Source organism: Pseudomonas sp. UBA6276 (assembly GCF_002438365.1).
Taxonomy (GTDB): domain Bacteria; phylum Pseudomonadota; class Gammaproteobacteria; order Pseudomonadales; family Pseudomonadaceae; genus Aquipseudomonas; species Aquipseudomonas coleopterorum.
Genome location: NZ_DJUS01000023.1, coordinates 1 through 18,086, shown reverse-complemented (window position 1 = coordinate 18,086; position 18,086 = coordinate 1). Strand labels below are relative to the sequence as shown.

The window sequence follows — 18,086 nt, the reverse complement described above, 5'->3', positions numbered from 1 at the left end:
CGCTCGGCATTGCCGGCGACGATGTAGGGTGCGGCGTTGAAATCTTCGACCGAATCCATGATGCGGTTGGTCAGCAGAAAGCTGTTGATCGATTCCAGCGGTATGCTGGGAATGGCTTCTGCCACGGGTGTGGTGCGCACCTTGGGCGAGAGCTTGATGGTGCCGCGCGAGGCGCCGCGCTCGAGCATCAGTTGCGGCTGGCCGTCGACGAAGCCCAGCACCAGCGAATCGCCGGGGTAGATCAGGTCGGGGTTGGCGATCTGCGGATTGGCGTGCCAGAGCTGCGGCCATTGCCACGGCTGGCGCAGAAACTTGCCGGAAATGTCCCACAATGTGTCGCCACGGACCACGGTGTAGCGCTGTGGGTAGCCGTCCCTGAGCTGCACCTGCGCCTGCGTCAGGCCGGACATTGCCAGCAGTAGCAGGGCGAGTAGTGATTTCCTCATGCCGTGAATCCCTTTATCATGTCTGTTCACGCGAAATAATGACTTTACCTCACAGTGCAGCACATACGCATATGGCTATTTTAAACATCCTCGAATTTCCAGACCCGCGCCTGCGTACCGTCGCCAAGCCGGTCACGGTGGTGGACGACAGCGTTCGCCAGCTCATCGATGACATGTTTGAAACCATGTACGACGCGCCGGGCATCGGTTTGGCCGCTACCCAGATCAATGTGCACAAGCGCATTGTGGTCATGGACCTGTCCGAAGATCGCAGCGAACCGCGGGTGTTCATCAACCCCGAGTTCGAGTCGTTGACCGATGAGATGGACCAGTACCAGGAAGGCTGCCTGTCGGTGCCCGGCTTCTACGAGAATGTCGATCGTCCGCAGAAGGTCAAGGTCACGGCGCTGGATCGCGACGGCAAGCCCTACGAACTGATCGCCGAAGGCCTGCTGGCCGTATGCATCCAGCACGAGTGCGACCACCTCAACGGCAAGCTGTTCGTCGACTACCTGTCCAATCTCAAGCGCGACCGAATCAAGAAGAAGCTGGAAAAACTGCACAAGCAGCAAGCCTGATTCCGGTGCCCCTGTAGGAGCGGTCAATAGCCGCGAACAACGCACCTCGGTGCGTCAGGAAGGGCCCCTTCGCGGCTGTCAGCCGCTCCTACAAAGGGTTGCGGCCCACCTCCAACAGCGAGAACTCCATGCGCATCGTCTTCGCGGGCACTCCCGAGTTTGCCGCCGAACACCTCAAGGCCCTGCTGGCCACCTCCCACCATATCGTCGCCGTGTACACCCAGCCGGATCGCCCGGCGGGACGCGGGCAGAAACTCATGCAAAGTCCGGTCAAGCAACTGGCCCTGGAGCACGGCATCCCTGTGCTCCAGCCAGCGACGCTGCGTGACCCGCAGGCACAGGCCGAACTGTGTGAACTGGCTCCGGACCTCATGGTGGTGGTCGCCTACGGGCTTATCCTGCCGCAGGCGGTGCTGGATATTCCGCCGCTGGGCTGCATCAACAGTCATGCTTCGCTGCTGCCACGCTGGCGCGGTGCAGCGCCGATCCAGCGGGCGGTGCAGGCCGGCGATGCGCAGAGCGGCGTCACCGTGATGCGCATGGAGGCCGGTCTCGATACGGGCCCGATGCTGCTCAAGGTCAGTACCCCGATCGATGCCCACGATACCGGCGGCAGCCTGCACGATCGGTTGGCGCAGCTGGGCCCGCCGGCCGTGGTCCAGGCCATTGCCGGCTTGGCTGCGGGCACCTTGCCGGGCGAAACCCAGGACGACAGCCTGGCCAACTACGCGCACAAGCTGGACAAGAACGAAGCACGCATCGACTGGAGCCAGCCGGCCGAAGTGCTGGAACGCCTGGTACGGGCGTTTTTCCCCTGGCCGATCTGCCACAGCACCTTGAACGGCGAGGCCCTGAAGGTGCTGGCGGCCGAGTTGGCCGAGGGCAGCGGTCAGCCGGGTGAAATCCTTCAGGTCGACAAGGACGGGCTGACCGTCGCCTGCGGTGTGCAGGCACTGCGCCTGACCCGCCTGCAGTTGCCGGGCGGCAAGCCACTCAACTTCAGTGACCTGTTCAACAGCCGCCGCGATCGCTTCGTGGTCGGCACGGTGCTGGGCCAATGAACCCACGTCTGGCGGCGGCCCGCGCGCTCGCGGCAGTGCTCAACGGCAAGGCCTCGCTCAACAGCTCCCTGCCCAAGGAATTGGACAAGGTCGAAGCGCGGGACCGTGGCCTGGTCCAGGACCTGGCGTTCGGCACGGCGCGCTGGCAGCCCCGTCTCGATGCGCTGGCGGAACGCTTGCTGCAAAAGCCCTTCAAGGCCGCCGATGCCGATGTGCATGCCCTGCTGCTGGTGGGCCTCTACCAGCTGCTGTATACCCGCGTGCCGGCCCATGCCGCGATTGGCGAAACCGTCGGCTGCGCCGACAAGCTGAAGAAACCCTGGGCCAAGGCATTGCTCAACGCCGTACTGCGGCGCGCACAACGCGAGAGCGACGCCATTCTGGCCGAACTCGAACGCGATCCGGTGGTACGCACCGCACACCCGCGCTGGCTGCAGAAATCGCTGAAAGCCTTCTGGCCAGAGCAATGGGAAGCCATTTGCGCTGCCAACAACGCTCATCCGCCGATGATCCTGCGGGTCAACCGCCGCCATCACGACCGTGATGCCTACCTGGGCCTGCTGGCCGAGCAGGGCGTGGCCGCGCAGGCCTGTGTCCACAGCCGCGATGGCATCGTTCTTTCAGAAGCCTGCGACGTGCGCGGGCTGCCCGGTTTCAGTGAAGGCTGGGTCAGCGTGCAGGATGAAGCCGCGCAGTTGGCCGCCGAGCTACTCGACCTGGCCCCCGGTCAACGCGTGCTCGATGCCTGCTGCGCGCCAGGTGGCAAGACATGCCATATCCTGGAAGCCGAACCGGCCCTGGCTGAGGTTGTGGGAATCGATCTCGAAGCGAAACGCCTGGTCCGGGTGCGCGAGAACCTGCAGCGTCTGGGGTTGCAGGCTCATTTGATCGCCGCCGATGGCCGCGATACCTCGGCTTGGTGGGACGGCAAGCCGTTCCAGCGCATCCTGCTCGACGCACCCTGCTCGGCCACCGGCGTGATCCGCCGTCACCCCGACATCAAGATGACCCGCCAACCCGACGACATCCAGGCCTTGGCCGTGCTGCAAGGCCAGTTGCTCGACGCCATGTGGCCGACCCTGGAGGTTGGCGGCGTGTTGCTCTATGCCACGTGCTCGACCTTGCCCACGGAAAATACCGAGGTCATCGAAGCGTTCCTCGCTCGCACGCCCGGCGCCCGCGAACTGGACCTGGCCACCTCTGCCGGGATCAAGCAGGCCCATGGCCGCCAACTGCTGGCGCAAGAGGGCGGTCACGATGGCTTCTACTACGCCAAACTGATCAAGATTGCCGCCGTACGCGGCCATTGACGGGGAATAACGGATGAAGATCATCATCCTGGGTGCAGGGCAGGTGGGCGGCACTTTGGCCGAGCACCTGGCCAGCGAGGCCAACGACATCACCGTGGTCGATACCGACCCCGAACGCCTGCGCAACCTCGGCGATCGCCTGGACATCCGTACCGTGCAGGGCCGCGGCTCGTTTCCGACCGTGCTGCGCCAGGCCGGTGCCGACGACGCGGACATGCTGGTGGCAGTGACCAACAGCGACGAAACCAACATGGTCGCCTGCCAGGTCGCCTACACCCTGTTCCATACCCCGACCAAGATCGCCCGGGTGCGCGAATCGGCCTATCTCACCCGTGCCGGCCTGTTCGACAACGATGCCATCCCGGTGGATGTGCTGATCAGCCCTGAACAGGTGGTGACCAACTACATCAAGCGCCTGATCGAATACCCCGGCGCCTTGCAGGTCATCGACTTCGCCGGAGGCAAGGCGCAGCTGGTTGCGGTCAAGGCTTACTACGGCGGCCCGCTGGTGGGCCAGCAATTACGGCAGATTCGTCATCACATGCCCAAGGTCGATACACGCGTGGCGGCCATCTTCCGTCGGGATCGGCCGATCCTCCCCCGGGGCGACACGGTCATCGAAGCGGACGATGAAGTCTTCTTCATCGCCGCCCGCGAAGACATTCGCGCGGTGATGAGCGAACTGCGTCGGGTCGACCAGAGCAACAAGCGGGTGGTCATCGCCGGCGGCGGGCAGATCGGCGAGCGCCTGGCCGAAGCCATCGAAAGCCGTTACCAGGTGAAGATCATCGAGATGAATCCGGCGCGGTGTCGCTATCTTTCCGACACACTGGACAGCACCGTGGTGTTGCAGGGCAACGCCTCGGACCGCGACCTGATGCTCGAAGAGAACATCGCCCAGGCCGATATCTTCCTGGCCCTGACCAACGATGACGAGGCCAACATCATGTCCTCGTTGCTGGCCAAGCGACTGGGCGCGCGCAAGGTCATGACCATCATCAACAACCCGGCCTACGTCGATCTGGTCCAGGGCGGCGAAATCGACATCGCCCTGAGTCCACAACTGGCGACCATCGGTACGCTGCTTGCGCACGTACGGCGTGGCGATATCGTCAGTGTGCATTCATTGCGTCGCGGCGCGGCCGAAGCCATCGAGGCCATTGCCCACGGCGACGCGCGCTCGAGCAAGGTGATCGGCAAGCCCATCGAAACCATCGACCTGCCACCGGGAACCACCATTGGCGCGATCATTCGCGATGACCAGGTGATCATCGCCCACAGCGATACGGTGATCGAAGCCGGTGACCACGTGATCCTGTTCGTTGTGGATAAAAAATACATCCGCGACGTGGAAAAGCTGTTCCACGTGGGCCTGAGCTTCTTCTGACCCCCGATCCCGCTCCTTCATGGAGCGGGCCCTTCAGCAGCCCGCTCTGTGAAAGCATATCGTGTGGGAGCGGGTCTCTGCCCGCGAAGAGGCCATCACGCCAGGCCGCTATCTCAATACCACTTCGCCTCACCCGCCGGCCGCTTCTTGAAGCGCTTCATGCTCCACATGTACTGGCTCGGATAAGCCCGCACATACTTCTCGACCACAGCGCTCATCGCCGCGACCGAGGTGTGCGTATCGGTGCTGTACATGGCCTCGGGCGCCGCTTCCAGAATGACCTTGTAGCCCGAACCGTCCGGCAGGCGCAGCGCATGCAGGAACACACCGACGGCCTTGCCGCCAGCCAGCATGTTGGGCACGAACTTGCTGGTCAGCGCCAGCGTACCGAGGAAGGGGACGAACATGCCGGCCGATTCGGCCGGTTCCGGGTCCGCCGGAATGCCCACCTGGCCGCCCTTGCGCACCTCCTTGATGACACTGAGGATGCCTTCCTTGGTCGAAGCCGCCACGCGGTTGCCCAATTGCACCCGCTGCTTCTGCAGCAGCTCGTCCACTGCCTTGAGCTTGGGCGGGCGGTAGAAAATGATCGGCTTGCACTGGTTGCAGTAGAAGTGATTGAGCACCTCCCAGTTGCCTAGATGGCTGGTGATGCCGACCACGCCCTTGCCCGACGCCAGCGCCTGAGTGAGCACCTCCAGGCCCTCGACTTCGCGCACCAGATCGAGCGAGCGCTGGGCAGGCCAGATCCAGGCGCAGGCGCTCTCGGTCAACGTCTTGCCGATGTCCATCAGGCTGCGTCCCACCAGACGCTCGCGCTCGGCACCGTCCATCTCCGGAAAACACTTGGCCAGGTTGATACGCACCACATCGCGCGACCGGGTCGGCAGCTTCCACATCAGCCAGCCGATGGCGGTGCCGACCCGTTGCACGGTGCGCCACGGCAGCAGCGCGAACAACCGCAAGGCACCGACCATCAGCGCCCCTTTGAACTTATCCACAGATCACTCCTTAATTGCCCAGACGCTCATTCTAGCCTCAGCCGGCCAGCGCGGCGTAGCGATCGCAATCCCGGGTATGGTCCATGACCATGCCCGAGGCCTGCATGAAGGCGTAGCAGATGGTCGGGCCGACGAAGGTGAAGCCGGCTTTCTTCAAGGCCTTGCTCATGGCTCGGGCCTCGTCGGTTTCCGTGGGGATGTCGCTGCGATCGCGCGGATGATTGATCTTCGGCTGTCCACCGACGAACGACCAGAGAAAAGCCACCGGGTCTTCAAGCTGCAGCCAGGCGCGGGCGTTCTTGCGCACCCCGTTGAGTTTGAGGCGATTGCGCACGATGCCTGGATCCTGCATCAGCTCCTCGATCTCCTCGTCACTCAGCTGCGCAAGACGTTGCGGGTCGAAGCCGTGGAGGACCTGTCGATAGCGTTCACGCTTGCGCAGCACGGTGATCCACGACAGGCCGGCCTGGAACCCTTCCAGCGAAAGCAACTCGAACAGGGCGCCCGCCTCGCGCAGCGGCACCCCCCACTCAAGGTCGTGATAGGCCTGGTACAACGGGTCTTGGGTACACCAAAAGCAGCGAGGCATTGGGGCTCCATGGGTAGAGGCGCCGCGGAATCGCGGTATACTCCCGCTCTTTATATTCGCAGCCCTAGAAACAGGTGAATTTCGTGAGCCAGCCTACGCCAGCCGTGCGTACCTTCCAAGACTTGATCCTCGCCCTGCAGCAATACTGGGCCGAGCAAGGTTGTGTGGTGCTTCAGCCCTACGATATGGAAGTGGGCGCCGGCACTTTTCATACCGCCACGTTTCTGCGCGCCGTCGGCCCGGAAACCTGGAACGCCGCTTACGTGCAACCCAGCCGCCGTCCGACTGACGGCCGCTATGGCGAGAACCCCAACCGCCTGCAGCACTACTACCAGTTCCAGGTCGTTCTGAAGCCCAACCCGGACAACTTCCAGGAGCTGTACCTGGGATCGCTCAAGCACATCGGCCTCGATCCGCTGGTGCACGACGTACGCTTCGTCGAAGACAACTGGGAGTCGCCGACCCTGGGCGCCTGGGGTCTGGGCTGGGAAGTCTGGCTCAACGGCATGGAAGTCACTCAGTTCACCTACTTCCAGCAGGCCGGTGGCATCGAGTGCTACCCGGTCACCGGCGAAATCACCTACGGCCTCGAGCGCCTGGCCATGTACCTGCAGGGCGTCGACTCGGTCTACGACCTGGTCTGGGCCGATGGTCCGTTCGGCAAGGTGACCTACGGCGACGTGTTCCATCAGAACGAGGTGGAGCAGTCCACCTACAACTTCGAGCACGCCAACGTCGACAAGCTGTTCGAACTGTTCGATTTCTACGAGAGCGAAGCCAAGCGCCTGCTCGAACTGGACCAGCCCCTGCCGCTGCCCAGCTATGAAATGGTCCTGAAGGCGTCCCACACCTTCAACCTGCTCGATGCTCGCCGCGCCATTTCGGTCACCGCGCGCCAGCAGTACATCCTGCGTGTGCGGACCCTGGCCCGCGGCGTGGCACAGGCCTACCTGATGGCCCGTGCCAAGCTGGGTTTCCCCATGGCGACCCCTGATCTGCGTGATGAAGTATTGGCCAAGCTGGAGGCTGCGCAATGAGTGCTCAAGATTTTCTGGTCGAGCTGGGCACCGAAGAGCTGCCACCCAAGGCCCTCAACACCCTGGCCGACGCTTTCCTGGCCGGTATCGAGAAAGGCCTGCAGGCCGCTGGCCTGAACTACAGCGCCAAGAACGTCTATGCCGCGCCTCGTCGCCTGGCCGTGCTGATCACGGGCCTGGACACCCAGCAGCCGGACCGCAGCATCAACCTCGACGGCCCGCCGTTGCAGGCCGCGTTCAATGCCGAAGGCGAGCCGACCCAGGCCGCGTTGGGCTTCGCCAAGAAATGCGGCGTGGACCTCAGCGAAATCGATCGTAGCGGCCCCAAGCTGCGCTACAGCCAGAACATCGTCGGCAAGCCGACGGCCAGCCTGCTGCCGACCATCGTCGAAGACTCGCTCAACGACCTGCCGATCCCCAAGCGCATGCGCTGGGGAGCGCGCAAGGAAGAATTCGTGCGGCCAACCCAGTGGTTGGTGATGCTGCTGGGTGACGACGTCGTCGATTGCACCATCCTGGCTCAGAAGGCCGGACGTGAATCACGCGGTCACCGCTTCCATCATCCAGAGAGCGTGCGCATCGGCTCGCCGGCCAGCTACCGCGAAGACATGCGCCAGGCCTACGTGCTGGCCGACGCTCAGGAGCGCCGTGAACTGATCGCCCGGCGCACCGCCGAGCTGGCCACCCAGCAGGAAGGCAGCGCCATCGTGCCACCGGCCCTGCTCGACGAAGTGACGGCGCTGGTCGAATGGCCCGTACCTCTGGTGTGCTCGTTCGAAGAGCGTTTCCTGGAGGTGCCGCAGGAAGCCCTGATCACCACCATGCAGGACAACCAGAAGTACTTCTGCCTGCTGGATGCCGACGGCAAGCTGCTGCCACGCTTCATCACCGTGGCCAACATCGAGAGCAAGGATCCGCGTCAGATCGTCGAGGGCAACGAAAAAGTCGTACGCCCACGCCTGACCGACGCCGAGTTCTTCTTCAAGCAGGACAAGAAGCAGCCGCTGGAAAGCTTCAACGCGCGCCTGGAAAACGTGGTGTTCCAGGCGCAGTTGGGCAGCGTTTACGACAAGGCCGTACGGGTCTCCAAACTGGCGGCCTACATTGCCTCGCGCATTGGTGGCGATGCCCAGCGCGCCGCGCGGGCAGGCTTGCTGTCGAAGTGCGACCTGGCCACGGAAATGGTCGGTGAATTCCCGGAAATGCAGGGCGTGGCCGGCTACTACTACGCGCTCAACGATGGCGAGCCCGAAGACGTCGCTCTGGCGCTCAACGAGCAGTACATGCCGCGTGGCGCGGGTGCCGAACTGCCCAGCACCCTGACCGGCGCAGCCGTGGCCATCGCCGACAAGCTCGACACCCTGGTCGGGATCTTCGGCATCGGCATGCTGCCCACCGGCAGCAAGGACCCCTATGCCCTGCGCCGTGCCGCGCTGGGCGTGCTGCGCATCCTGATCGACAAGCAACTGGACCTGAACATCAACGACGCCGTGGGTTTCGCGGTCTCGGCCTTCGGCAGCAAGGTGAAGTCCGCAGGGCTGGCCGAGCAGGTGCAGGAGTTCATCTTCGACCGCCTGCGTGCTCGCTACGAAGACGAAGGCATCGATGTGGCTACCTACCTGTCGGTCCGTGCACTGCAGCCTGGTTCGGCGCTGGATTTCGACCAGCGCGTGCAGGCTGTCCAGGCGTTCCGCCGGTTGCCCGAAGCGGCTGCTCTGGCGGCGGTGAACAAGCGCGTCTCGAACCTGTTGAGCAAAGCCGACGGCAAGATCTCCGCCACCGTGGAGCCCAAGTACTTCGACAACGCCAACGAGTTCTCGCTGTATTCGGCCATCACTCAGGCCGACCAGGCCGTGGTGCCCATGGCTGCCGAGCGTCGCTACAACGAAGCGCTGACCCGTCTGGCCGCCTTGCGCGAGCCAGTGGATGCGTTCTTCGAAGCGGTGATGGTCAATGCCGAAGATGCCAATGTGCGGGCCAACCGCTATGCCTTGCTGGCACGGCTGCGCGGCCTGTTCCTGGGCGTCGCCGACATTTCGTTGCTGGGGTAAGCCTTGAAACTGCTGATTCTCGATCGCGATGGGGTCATCAACCATGACTCCGATGCCTACATCAAATCGGTCGCCGAATGGCTGCCATTGCCCGGCGCGATCGAGGCCATTGCGCAGTTGCACCAAGCCGGCTGGACGGTGGCGGTCGCCACCAACCAGTCTGGCCTGGCGCGCGGATACTACGACCTGGCCACCCTCGACGCCATGCACGAGCGCCTGCGCTCGCTGGTGGCCGAGCAGGGCGGCGAGGTCGGCCTGATCGTGCATTGTCCACATGGTCCGGATGACCATTGCACCTGCCGCAAACCGCTTCCGGGCTTGTTGCAGACCATCGCTGCTCACTATGACGTGCCTCTGGCTGGCGTCTGGTTCGTGGGTGATAGCTTGAGTGACCTGAACGCCGCAACGGCGGTGGCTGCTCAGCCGGTGCTGGTGAAAACCGGCAAAGGCCTGCGTACCCTGACTCATGAACTGCCCGAAGGGACGCTGATTTTCGATGACCTGGCGGCAGTCGCCGGGCACCTTATCCACACTTGACGGTACCCACCGCTATGTCGATCCTGCGGGCAATCAGAATCTTTGCCTTTTATCTGCTATTGGGCAGCAGCGCCTTGCTGTGGTGCACGCTGAGCTTCTTCATCGCGCCATTCCTGTCGTTCAAGGCGCGCTACCGTTTCATCAACGTGTACTGGTGCCGTTGTGCGCTGTGGCTGACACGCGTCATGCTCGGCATCGATGTGCAGATCAAGGGGGCACACAACGTTCCCAAGACACCCTGCGTCATCGTCTCCAACCACCAGAGCACCTGGGAAACCTTTTTTCTCTCGGCCTATTTTCAGCCCCTGAGCCAGGTGCTCAAGCGCGAGCTGCTGTTCGTCCCGTTCTTTGGCTGGGCCATGGCCATGCTGCGCCCCATTGCCATCGATCGCGACAACCCCAAGTTGGCACTCAAGGAGGTCGCGAGCAAGGGGGACACCCTGTTGAAAGATGGGGTGTGGGTGCTGATCTTTCCTGAAGGTACCCGCGTTCCCTACGGCCAGATTGGCAAATTCACCCGCAGCGGCAGTGCCCTGGCGGTGAATGCCGAATTACCCGTATTGCCCATCGCTCACAACGCCGGGCGCTATTGGCCCAAGGAAGGCTGGAACAAGCACCGTGGCACCATCGAGGTGGTCATTGGTGAGCCGATGTACGCCGAGGGTACAGGCCCGCGAGCCATTGCAGCCCTGAACGAGCGCGTACAGACATGGAATGAGCAAACCCAGCAGGCCATGGGCGCGCTGCCGGAAAAGCCCGAAATTGCACCGACACCGGTTATCTGATTTCTGTGGATAACTTGTGTATTGTTTCTCGCGTAAACTATTTGAAAACTGCGTAACCAGTTGTTGGATATACAGTTTTCTAAAGGCTATAAATCCCTGCCATTGGTGCATAAGTTTTTTGCACGGCGGTGAAAGGCTCGACTTTCGAGCCTTTCACCGCAGCGTCTAGACCTTGTCCAGATCAACGTGCCGCGTTTCCTTCAGACAGAACATCCCCACCACGAAGCTGATCCCGGTCACCAGCACCGGGTACCACAGTCCGTAGAAGATATCCCCGGTGTACACCACCAACGCGAACGAGACCGTGGGCAGGAATCCGCCGAACCAGCCGTTGCCGATGTGATAAGGCAGGGACAGTGAGGTATAGCGGATGCGCGTGGGGAAGAGTTCAACCATCACCGCTGCCAGCGGGCCATAGGTCATGGTAGCGATCAGAATCATGGCAACGATGATCAACACCACCATGGGTTGATTCACCAGGCTCGCATCGGCTTTGGCAGGGTAGCCGGCCTGGGCGATGGCAGCCCGCAACGCCGGCTCGTCATAGCCCGTGATGCGCTGCTCGCCGATCGTGATCGCCACATCGCTGCCGTCGGCTGGAGCCGAGGAATACGGCACACCCGATTTGATCAGCAACGTCTTGACCTTGTCGCAGGGACTGTCGAATTTGGCCTTGCCCACCGGATCGAACTGGAAGGTGCAGGTGGCCGGGTCAGCCATGACCGTCACTGGCGCTGTGCGAGTGGCCTGGTCGATCTGCGGATTGGCGTAGTGGCTCAAGCCCTTGAACAGCGGGAAATAGGCAAAGGTTGCCAACAGCAATCCCAGCATCAGGATGGGCTTGCGTCCAATGCGGTCGGACAACCAACCGAAGAATACGAAGAACGGCGCACCGATGATCACACTGATGATCAGCAACTGGTTGGCCAGCGCCGGATCCATCTTCAACATTTGCGTCAGGAAGAACAGCACGTAGAACTGCGCGCAGTAGAAGGTCACCGCCTGCCCGGCGTTGATGCTGAACAGCGCGGTCAGCACGATCTTCAGGTTCTGCCAGGAACCGAAAGACTCCCGGATCGGGGATTTACTGGTTTTGCCCTCGGACTTCATCTTGGTGAACGTCGGCGACTCGCTCAGGCTCAGACGAATCCAGGTCGAGATACCCAGCAATACGATCGACAGCAGGAACGGCAGGCGCCAGCCCCAGACTTCGAACTGATCGCCGCTGATGTAGCGGCTGCCCAGCACCACCAGCAACGACAGCAGCAAGCCCAGGGTGGCAGTCGACTGAATCCAGCCGGTATGAAAACCTCGCTTGCCCTGTGGCGCATGTTCGGCCACATAGGTCGCCGCGCCACCGTACTCACCTCCCAGTGCCAGGCCCTGCAGCATGCGCAGAATCACCAGGATGATCGGCGCCGCGATGCCGATGCTGGCATAGGTCGGGAGCAAGCCTACCGCGAAGGTCGACACCCCCATCAGAATGATGGTCATGAGAAAGGTGTACTTGCGCCCGATCATGTCGCCAAGGCGTCCGAACACCAAAGCGCCGAAAGGGCGCACCAGAAAGCCTGCTGCAAATGCCATCAGGGCAAAGATGAAGGCTGTGGTCTCGTTCACTCCGGCAAAGAACTGCTTGCTGATCACCGCAGCCAGGGCGCCGTACAGAAAGAAGTCATACCATTCGAACACCGTGCCCAGAGAAGAGGCGAAGATGATCTTCTTCTCGTCTCGGTTCACGGCAGGCGCGGCCGCCGCGCCCTGTTGCAGATAATCCGCCATATTCGCATCCTCAGTGATTATTGTTGTTGTTCCACTGTTGCCTGTCCCGAGTACTGCCTGTGCTCGGTCAAATCCTTTCCGGCATTTGCAGCGATGTCGCCGGCACTGCTTGCAAGGGCTGTGGATCAAGGATCATCTGCGCAGCCTTTTCGGCGATCATCACCGTCGGCGAGCAGGTATTGCCCGAGACGATTTCCGGCATGATCGACGCGTCCGCCACACGCAGGCCCTGCACGCCACGTACCTTGAGTTGCGCATCCACCACCGCAAGGGTGTCATTGCCCATGCGGCAGGTACCCGCTGGATGAAAGATAGTCGTTCCTATGCGTCCTGCCGCTGCACGCAACGCTTCCTCACTCTGCACCTCTTCCCCTGGCAGGTATTCCTGTGGAGCAAAGCCTTGCAGCGCCGAGCCTTGAACGATCTTGCGCGTCAGGCGGATAGCATCCACGGCCACCCGAACATCCTCGGGGTCGCTCAAATAATTGGGATCGATCAGCGGTGCTGCGTCCGGATCGGCAGAACTGATATCGACCCGCCCGCGACTTTTCGGGCGCAGGTTGCACACCGAGGCCGTGAACGCAGGAAACCGATGCAGCGGCTCGCCGAAGCGCTCCAGCGACAGGGGCTGTACGTGATACTGAAGGTTGGGGGAGGGCTGCTCGGGGCTTGAGCGCACGAACGCACCCAGCTGGCTGGGCGCCATGGCCAGCGGCCCACTGCGGTCGTACAGGTAGCGCACACCCATGCCGAACTTGCCCCACAGGCTGTTGGCCACTTGGTTAAGCGTGCGTGCATTGCTGACCTTGTAGACCAGACGCAGTTGCAGATGGTCCTGCAGGTTGCCGCCCACCCCAGGCAGTTCGTGCTGCACCTGGATGCCCAGGCGTTCGAGCAATGGCCGCGGACCGATGCCGGATCGCTGAAGGATGGTCGGGGAGCCGATCGCGCCCGCACAGAGAATGATTTCCCTTGCAGCCTGGAACCGATGGTCCTCACCCTGCCAGCGGGCAACCACGGTGTGAGCACGGCCATCCTGCAACAGCACCTTGTCCACTCGAACGCCCGTATGGACCGTCAGGTTCGCCCGTTTGAGCGCCGGACGCAGGAACGCCTTGGTCGAATTCCAGCGCACTCCGGCTTTCTGATTGACCTGGAAATACCCACACCCCTGATTGTCGCCGGTGTTGAAGTCATCGATGCTGGCAATGCCGGATTCCGCCGCCGCACTGCGGAACGCATCGAGAATGGGCCAGCGGTAACGCTGCTGCTCCACGCGCCACTCGCCCTCGGCGCTATGGAATTCCGAATTGCCGGCATGGTGGCTCTCGCTCTTGCGAAACAGCGGCAGGACGTCCTTCCAGCCCCAGCCCGGATTGCCCAAGGCCTCCCAGCGGTCATAGTCGCTGGACTGGCCGCGCATGTAGATCATGCCGTTGATCGAAGAACAGCCACCCAGGACCTTGCCCCGTGGGTAGCTCAGGGCACGGCCGTCGAGGCCCGGTTGCGGTTGGGTCTTGAAGCACCAGTCGGTGCGGGGGTTGCCGATGCAGAACAGGTAGCCCACCGGAATATGGATCCAGGCATAGTTGTCCCGGCCTCCGGCCTCCAGCAACAACACCTTGACCGAGGGATCGGCGGACAGTCGATTGGCAAGCAGGCAGCCTGCAGGACCGGCGCCGACAATGATGTAGTCGTAGACGGATGAGATCGATGGCATGGTGTACTCCGCGCCGTTTTATTGTTCTTGTCGTTCCCCATGTTATTGATTAGCTTCGTGGTGAAAACGAAAGATTTCACCCAGGGGCTGAGCGTTTTCGCACAGCGCACCGCGCAGTTGATTAACAAGGGAAAATCGATGTTCGACTGGAACGACCTGCGCTTCTTTCTCGAACTGCACCGCAGCGGTCGCCTGCTGACCGCCGCCAAGCGCCTGCACACGACCCATAGCACCGTCGCCCGGCACATCGAAAGCATCGAGCGCCATCTGGGTACGCCACTGTTCGTACAGAATGCCCATGGCTACGAACTGACCCCGGCGGGGCAGACGCTGCTCAAGCATGCCGAGGCCATGGAAAACGTGGCGCTTCGCGCGCAGGAAGACATCACGCAGTCGTTCAACCCGCTGGGCAAGATCCGCCTGGGCGTGACCGAAGGGATCGGCATCGCCTTCATCACTCCCCGCATCGGTGAACTGTTCCGCCGCTACCCGGGCCTGGAAGTGGAGCTGGTGGCTGTTCCACGCTTCGTCAGCATCCTCAACCGCGAAGCCGAAATCAGTGTGCACCTGGAGCGTCCCAACGCGGACTTGCTGATTACCCGCAAACTCACCGATTACCACCTGGCCCTGTATGCCAGTGCCGATTACCTCGCCACCGCGTCACCGTTGCGTAGCCGTGAAGACCTGGCACAGCACCGCTGGATCGGCTATGTCGACGACCTGTTGTTCAGTCAGGAACTGCTCATGCTCAACAGCTTCTGCCGCAGCCCGGTGGTTGCCTTCCGCAGCACCAGCGTCCTGGCCCAACAGGAAGCGGCCTGTATTGGTCTCGGCATCGCTGTGCTGCCGGTGTACATGGCTGCCCATGATCCGCGCCTGGTGCGCGTATTGCCTGACGAGACCATTCAGCGCAGCTACTGGATAAGCACCCGGCGCGAGCTACACAAATCGGTGCGGCTGCGCGTGGTCTGGGATTTCCTCCTGCAACTGTGCGCCGACCAGCAAGCCACCTTACTCGCCACCTGAAGCCATGCCCGGCTCCCACAAGGGAGAGGTGTGTTGCCTTCATGTGGGAGCGGTGTGTTGCCGCCATGTGGGAGCGGGCTCTGCCCGCGAAAGCGTCAGTCGCGCCACCACGGATTCAGCGGGCTCAAACAACCACCGGCTGCCCGCCATGAACAGCTTCCCCCGCATCGCCATGCAGGGAAATCTTCGAGGTCTCGGGCAACGCCAACCCTCCCACAAGTGCCAGCACCGACACCCCCATCAGGTAGAACGCCGGCGACAGGTTGCTCCCGGTCATCCCGATCAACCAAGTAGCCATCAACGGCGCCGTACCGCCAAACAGGGTATAGGCCAGGTTGTAGGTAATCGCCGACGCCGTGTAGCGGGTCCGGGTCGGGAAGGTTTCCGAAAGCAGGGCAGCAGTCACCACACCGCTGAGCACTGCGCCCACCGCCAGCATCATCACGCCGAATACAGAGGCGGCGAACGAGCCCGAACTGGCCAGCAGGAACGAAGGGTAAACCACCGCGATCAGCAACACGCCGGTGGTGGCCACCGTCGCGCGGCGACCGACCCTGTCGGAAAACGCACCCGCCACCGGACACATCAACGCGGCGAACACCAGCGCGATCACCGAGATCAGCAATGCCGTGGCTCTGCTCAGCCCACCCACCACCTGCAGGTAGGTCGCGAAATAGGTCGTGAACATATAGAAGGAGAGGGCGGTCAGCGACACGAATGCCCCCAGGCACAGGATTGCACCGCCATGACTGCGCAGGGTGTCCTTGAGCGGCGAATGGGCGACGTCGTGATCCTGTTTAACAGCCTGGAATGCGGGGGTCTCATCCAGGCGCCAGCGCAGATAAAGACCGACCAGACCCAGCGGCGCCGCAATCAGGAAGGGCACTCGCCATCCCCAACTGGCCATCGCCTCGGGCGACAGCGATGCGTCCAGTGCATAAGCCATGACCGCCGCACAGGCAAACGCGCTGAAGGTCGACACCGGGATGAAGCTGCCATACCAGGCACGTTGGGTACGCGGGGCGTGCTCCATGAGGTAGGCACAGGCTCCAGCGTATTCGCCTCCTGCAGAAAAACCCTGCGCGCAGCGGATCAGCGTGAGCAGGATCGGCGCGGCAATACCAATGGCGGCATAGGTAGGCAGCAAGCCGATGAGCGTCGTTGCACCAGCCATGAGCAGAATGGTCATGGCCAGCACCTTCTTGCGTCCGATCCGGTCGCCGAGCATGCCAAACACGATCCCGCCCAACGGCCGGAAAGCGAACGCCACGGCGAACACCGCAAAGGTCTTCAACAACCCCGTGGTGTCATCCCCGCTGGGAAAGAACTGCTGGGCAATCGCCGTGGCCAGGAAACCATAGACGGCAAAGTCGAACCATTCCACGAAGTTGCCTACGGCAGCCGCGCAGATCACCTTTTTCAACGTTGCGGGAGAAACCCGCCCCTCCATTGCCTGGTTCATGATCTCCACCTCTGCACAGTTGTATCGAGCGATCGATTATCCGGTGCGTGCCATCCCACGATTGCCAAAAAACGGCATTGGCGTAGTCATGGCCGCAACGCACATGTGACAGGCCGTCGCAAGATCCACGCCAGCGTCGCGCTTGTTTCCTGCCAGGCAAGAGACCCAAGATCAGCACCCATAAAAAAACCCCGGGCCAAAGGCACCGGGGTCTGGTTCGCCGAGCGCGTCGACCTATCAGAAGTCCAGGTTCGACACCGCCAATGCGTTGCTTTCGATGAACTCGCGACGTGGCTCGACCGCATCACCCATCAGGGTGTTGAAGATCTGGTCGGCACCGATCGCGTCCTCGATGGTGACCTTGAGCATGCGGCGCACGCTTGGGTCCATCGTGGTTTCCCACAGCTGATCCGGGTTCATCTCACCCAGCCCTTTGTAGCGCTGGATGGTATGACGCTTGGTGCTTTCGGTCATCAGCCAGTCCAGGGCTTCCTTGAACTCGACCACAGCCTTCTTGCGCTCGCCACGTTTCACGTAGGCACCTTCATCCAGCAGACTGGCCAACTGTGCGCCCAGAGCGGTCACGGTCTTGTAATCGTTGCTGCCGAAGAAATCACGGTTGAAGGTGATGTAGCTGGCCAGGCCGTGGGAAGTGATCTCCACTTCCGGCAGCCAGACATTGCGCTCATGGTCTTCACGCAGGCTGGCTTTGTACACCAGGCCGGATTTCTCGCTGGTGCGCAGACGCGCATCGAACTTGGCCAACCAGGCTTGCATGGCTTCGTGGTCGCCCAGTTGCTCGAGCGAAACCGCCGGCAGGTACACGAAGTGCTCGGTGAGCTCCTGCGGATACAGGCGCGACAGGCGCTTGAGCGTCTTCATGACCATGCGGAAATCATTGACCAGACGCTCCAGAGCTTCACCGGAAATCCCTGGCGCCGAATCGTTGAGGTGCAGGCTCGCATCTTCCAGGGCCGACTGCGTCATGTATTCTTCCATGGCGTCGTCGTCCTTGATGTACTGCTCCTGCTTGCCCTTCTTGACCTTGTACAGCGGCGGCTGGGCGATGTAGATATAGCCGCGCTCGATCAACTCCGGCAGCTGGCGGAAGAAGAACGTCAGCAGCAGGGTACGAATGTGCGAACCGTCCACATCGGCATCGGTCATGATGATGATGTTGTGATAGCGCAGCTTGTCGATGTTGTACTCTTCGCGACCGATACCGCAACCCAGCGCCGTGATCAGGGTGCCGACTTCCTGCGACGAAATCATCTTGTCGAAGCGGGCCTTCTCGACGTTGAGGATCTTGCCCTT

At 62.1% G+C, this 18,086-nt stretch carries 16 protein-coding genes; 9 read left to right on the top strand and 7 right to left on the bottom strand.

The annotated features are described in order from the left end of the window. A partial coding sequence (locus tag B2V21_RS03325; RefSeq protein ID WP_286916026.1) for a LysM peptidoglycan-binding domain-containing protein occupies positions 1 to 446 on the bottom strand: 446 nt, incomplete at its 3' end. Between the two features lie 71 nt (positions 447 to 517). On the opposite strand from B2V21_RS03325, the gene def reads away from it, so the two are divergent. The 4 genes from def to trkA all read left to right on the top strand — a co-directional run bounded on the left by def (position 518) and on the right by trkA (position 4,782). Next, positions 518 to 1,024 (top strand): peptide deformylase, encoded by a 507-nt coding sequence (gene def, locus B2V21_RS03320; RefSeq protein ID WP_049860474.1) that lies wholly within the window; start codon positions 518 to 520, stop codon positions 1,022 to 1,024. Positions 1,025 to 1,152: 128 nt separating this feature from the next. Further along, a complete protein-coding gene (fmt, locus tag B2V21_RS03315) occupies positions 1,153 to 2,085 on the top strand; it encodes a methionyl-tRNA formyltransferase (protein ID WP_286916025.1) in 933 nt (310 codons plus the stop codon). Next, positions 2,082 to 3,395 carry a 16S rRNA (cytosine(967)-C(5))-methyltransferase RsmB gene (rsmB, locus tag B2V21_RS03310; protein WP_286916024.1) on the top strand — a complete coding sequence of 438 codons (1,314 nt, stop codon included), beginning with the start codon at positions 2,082 to 2,084 and terminating at the stop codon, positions 3,393 to 3,395. Before fmt ends, rsmB begins: the two co-directional genes overlap by 4 nt. Positions 3,396 to 3,408: 13 nt before the next feature. Beyond that, positions 3,409 to 4,782 (top strand): Trk system potassium transporter TrkA, encoded by a 1,374-nt coding sequence (gene trkA, locus B2V21_RS03305; RefSeq protein ID WP_286916023.1) that lies wholly within the window; start codon positions 3,409 to 3,411, stop codon positions 4,780 to 4,782. A 113-nt stretch (positions 4,783 to 4,895) separates the two neighbouring features. On the opposite strand, the gene B2V21_RS03300 is transcribed toward trkA, so the two are convergent. After that, positions 4,896 to 5,783, bottom strand: coding sequence for a lysophospholipid acyltransferase (locus B2V21_RS03300; protein ID WP_090361691.1), 888 nt, complete (start codon positions 5,781 to 5,783; stop codon positions 4,896 to 4,898). A gap of 37 nt (positions 5,784 to 5,820) precedes the next feature. After that, positions 5,821 to 6,372, bottom strand: coding sequence for a DNA-3-methyladenine glycosylase I (locus B2V21_RS03295; protein ID WP_286916022.1), 552 nt, complete (start codon positions 6,370 to 6,372; stop codon positions 5,821 to 5,823). Positions 6,373 to 6,455: 83 nt separating this feature from the next. Between B2V21_RS03295 and glyQ the strand changes: the two genes are divergently transcribed. Genes glyQ through B2V21_RS03275 form a run of 4 tightly spaced genes read left to right on the top strand, consistent with a single transcriptional unit; the run spans position 6,456 to position 10,782 of the window. After that, positions 6,456 to 7,409 carry a glycine--tRNA ligase subunit alpha gene (glyQ, locus tag B2V21_RS03290; RefSeq protein ID WP_043193756.1) on the top strand — a complete coding sequence of 318 codons (954 nt, stop codon included), beginning with the start codon at positions 6,456 to 6,458 and terminating at the stop codon, positions 7,407 to 7,409. After that, a complete protein-coding gene (gene glyS / locus B2V21_RS03285; RefSeq protein WP_286916021.1) occupies positions 7,406 to 9,460 on the top strand; it encodes a glycine--tRNA ligase subunit beta in 2,055 nt (684 codons plus the stop codon). Before glyQ ends, glyS begins: the two co-directional genes overlap by 4 nt. Before the next feature lie 3 nt (positions 9,461 to 9,463). Then, positions 9,464 to 9,997 carry a D-glycero-beta-D-manno-heptose 1,7-bisphosphate 7-phosphatase gene (gmhB, locus tag B2V21_RS03280; RefSeq protein WP_286916020.1) on the top strand — a complete coding sequence of 178 codons (534 nt, stop codon included), beginning with the start codon at positions 9,464 to 9,466 and terminating at the stop codon, positions 9,995 to 9,997. Between the two features lie 14 nt (positions 9,998 to 10,011). Beyond that, entirely contained in the window at positions 10,012 to 10,782 is a 771-nt protein-coding gene (locus tag B2V21_RS03275; protein WP_286916019.1) for a lysophospholipid acyltransferase family protein, read from the top strand. A 165-nt stretch (positions 10,783 to 10,947) separates the two neighbouring features. On the opposite strand, the gene B2V21_RS03270 is transcribed toward B2V21_RS03275, so the two are convergent. Together B2V21_RS03270 and B2V21_RS03265 are read right to left on the bottom strand one after the other, a co-directional pair. Beyond that, positions 10,948 to 12,564, bottom strand: coding sequence for an MFS transporter (locus B2V21_RS03270; protein ID WP_286916018.1), 1,617 nt, complete (start codon positions 12,562 to 12,564; stop codon positions 10,948 to 10,950). Between the two features lie 67 nt (positions 12,565 to 12,631). Continuing rightward, on the bottom strand, positions 12,632 to 14,284 hold the full coding sequence (locus B2V21_RS03265) for a GMC family oxidoreductase (RefSeq protein WP_286916017.1): 1,653 nt from the start codon (positions 14,282 to 14,284) through the stop codon (positions 12,632 to 12,634). A 138-nt stretch (positions 14,285 to 14,422) separates the two neighbouring features. Here B2V21_RS03265 and B2V21_RS03260 point away from each other — a divergent pair, with 138 nt between their 5' ends. Further along, complete coding sequence (locus B2V21_RS03260; RefSeq protein WP_282347104.1) at positions 14,423 to 15,310, top strand: LysR family transcriptional regulator; 888 nt, start codon at positions 14,423 to 14,425, stop codon at positions 15,308 to 15,310. Positions 15,311 to 15,434: 124 nt separating this feature from the next. On the opposite strand, the gene B2V21_RS03255 is transcribed toward B2V21_RS03260, so the two are convergent. Together B2V21_RS03255 and B2V21_RS03250 are read right to left on the bottom strand one after the other, a co-directional pair. Further along, positions 15,435 to 16,772: an MFS transporter gene (locus B2V21_RS03255; protein ID WP_286916016.1), complete on the bottom strand. Its 1,338-nt coding sequence runs from the start codon at positions 16,770 to 16,772 to the stop codon at positions 15,435 to 15,437. Between the two features lie 237 nt (positions 16,773 to 17,009). Further along, a partial coding sequence (locus tag B2V21_RS03250) for a toprim domain-containing protein (protein WP_286916015.1) occupies positions 17,010 to 18,086 on the bottom strand: 1,077 nt, incomplete at its 5' end.

Coding starts and splice junctions, on each gene's coding strand:
- B2V21_RS03270 (WP_286916018.1), bottom strand. CDS start 12,564: ATGGCGGATTATCTGCAACAGGGCGCGGCGGCCGCGCCTGCCGTGAAC.
- B2V21_RS03255 (WP_286916016.1), bottom strand. CDS start 16,772: ATGAACCAGGCAATGGAGGGGCGGGTTTCTCCCGCAACGTTGAAAAAG.
- glyS (WP_286916021.1), top strand. CDS start 7,406: ATGAGTGCTCAAGATTTTCTGGTCGAGCTGGGCACCGAAGAGCTGCCA.
- fmt (WP_286916025.1), top strand. CDS start 1,153: ATGCGCATCGTCTTCGCGGGCACTCCCGAGTTTGCCGCCGAACACCTC.
- def (WP_049860474.1), top strand. CDS start 518: ATGGCTATTTTAAACATCCTCGAATTTCCAGACCCGCGCCTGCGTACC.
- B2V21_RS03295 (WP_286916022.1), bottom strand. CDS start 6,372: ATGCCTCGCTGCTTTTGGTGTACCCAAGACCCGTTGTACCAGGCCTAT.
- B2V21_RS03265 (WP_286916017.1), bottom strand. CDS start 14,284: ATGCCATCGATCTCATCCGTCTACGACTACATCATTGTCGGCGCCGGT.
- trkA (WP_286916023.1), top strand. CDS start 3,409: ATGAAGATCATCATCCTGGGTGCAGGGCAGGTGGGCGGCACTTTGGCC.
- B2V21_RS03260 (WP_282347104.1), top strand. CDS start 14,423: ATGTTCGACTGGAACGACCTGCGCTTCTTTCTCGAACTGCACCGCAGC.
- rsmB (WP_286916024.1), top strand. CDS start 2,082: ATGAACCCACGTCTGGCGGCGGCCCGCGCGCTCGCGGCAGTGCTCAAC.
- B2V21_RS03275 (WP_286916019.1), top strand. CDS start 10,012: ATGTCGATCCTGCGGGCAATCAGAATCTTTGCCTTTTATCTGCTATTG.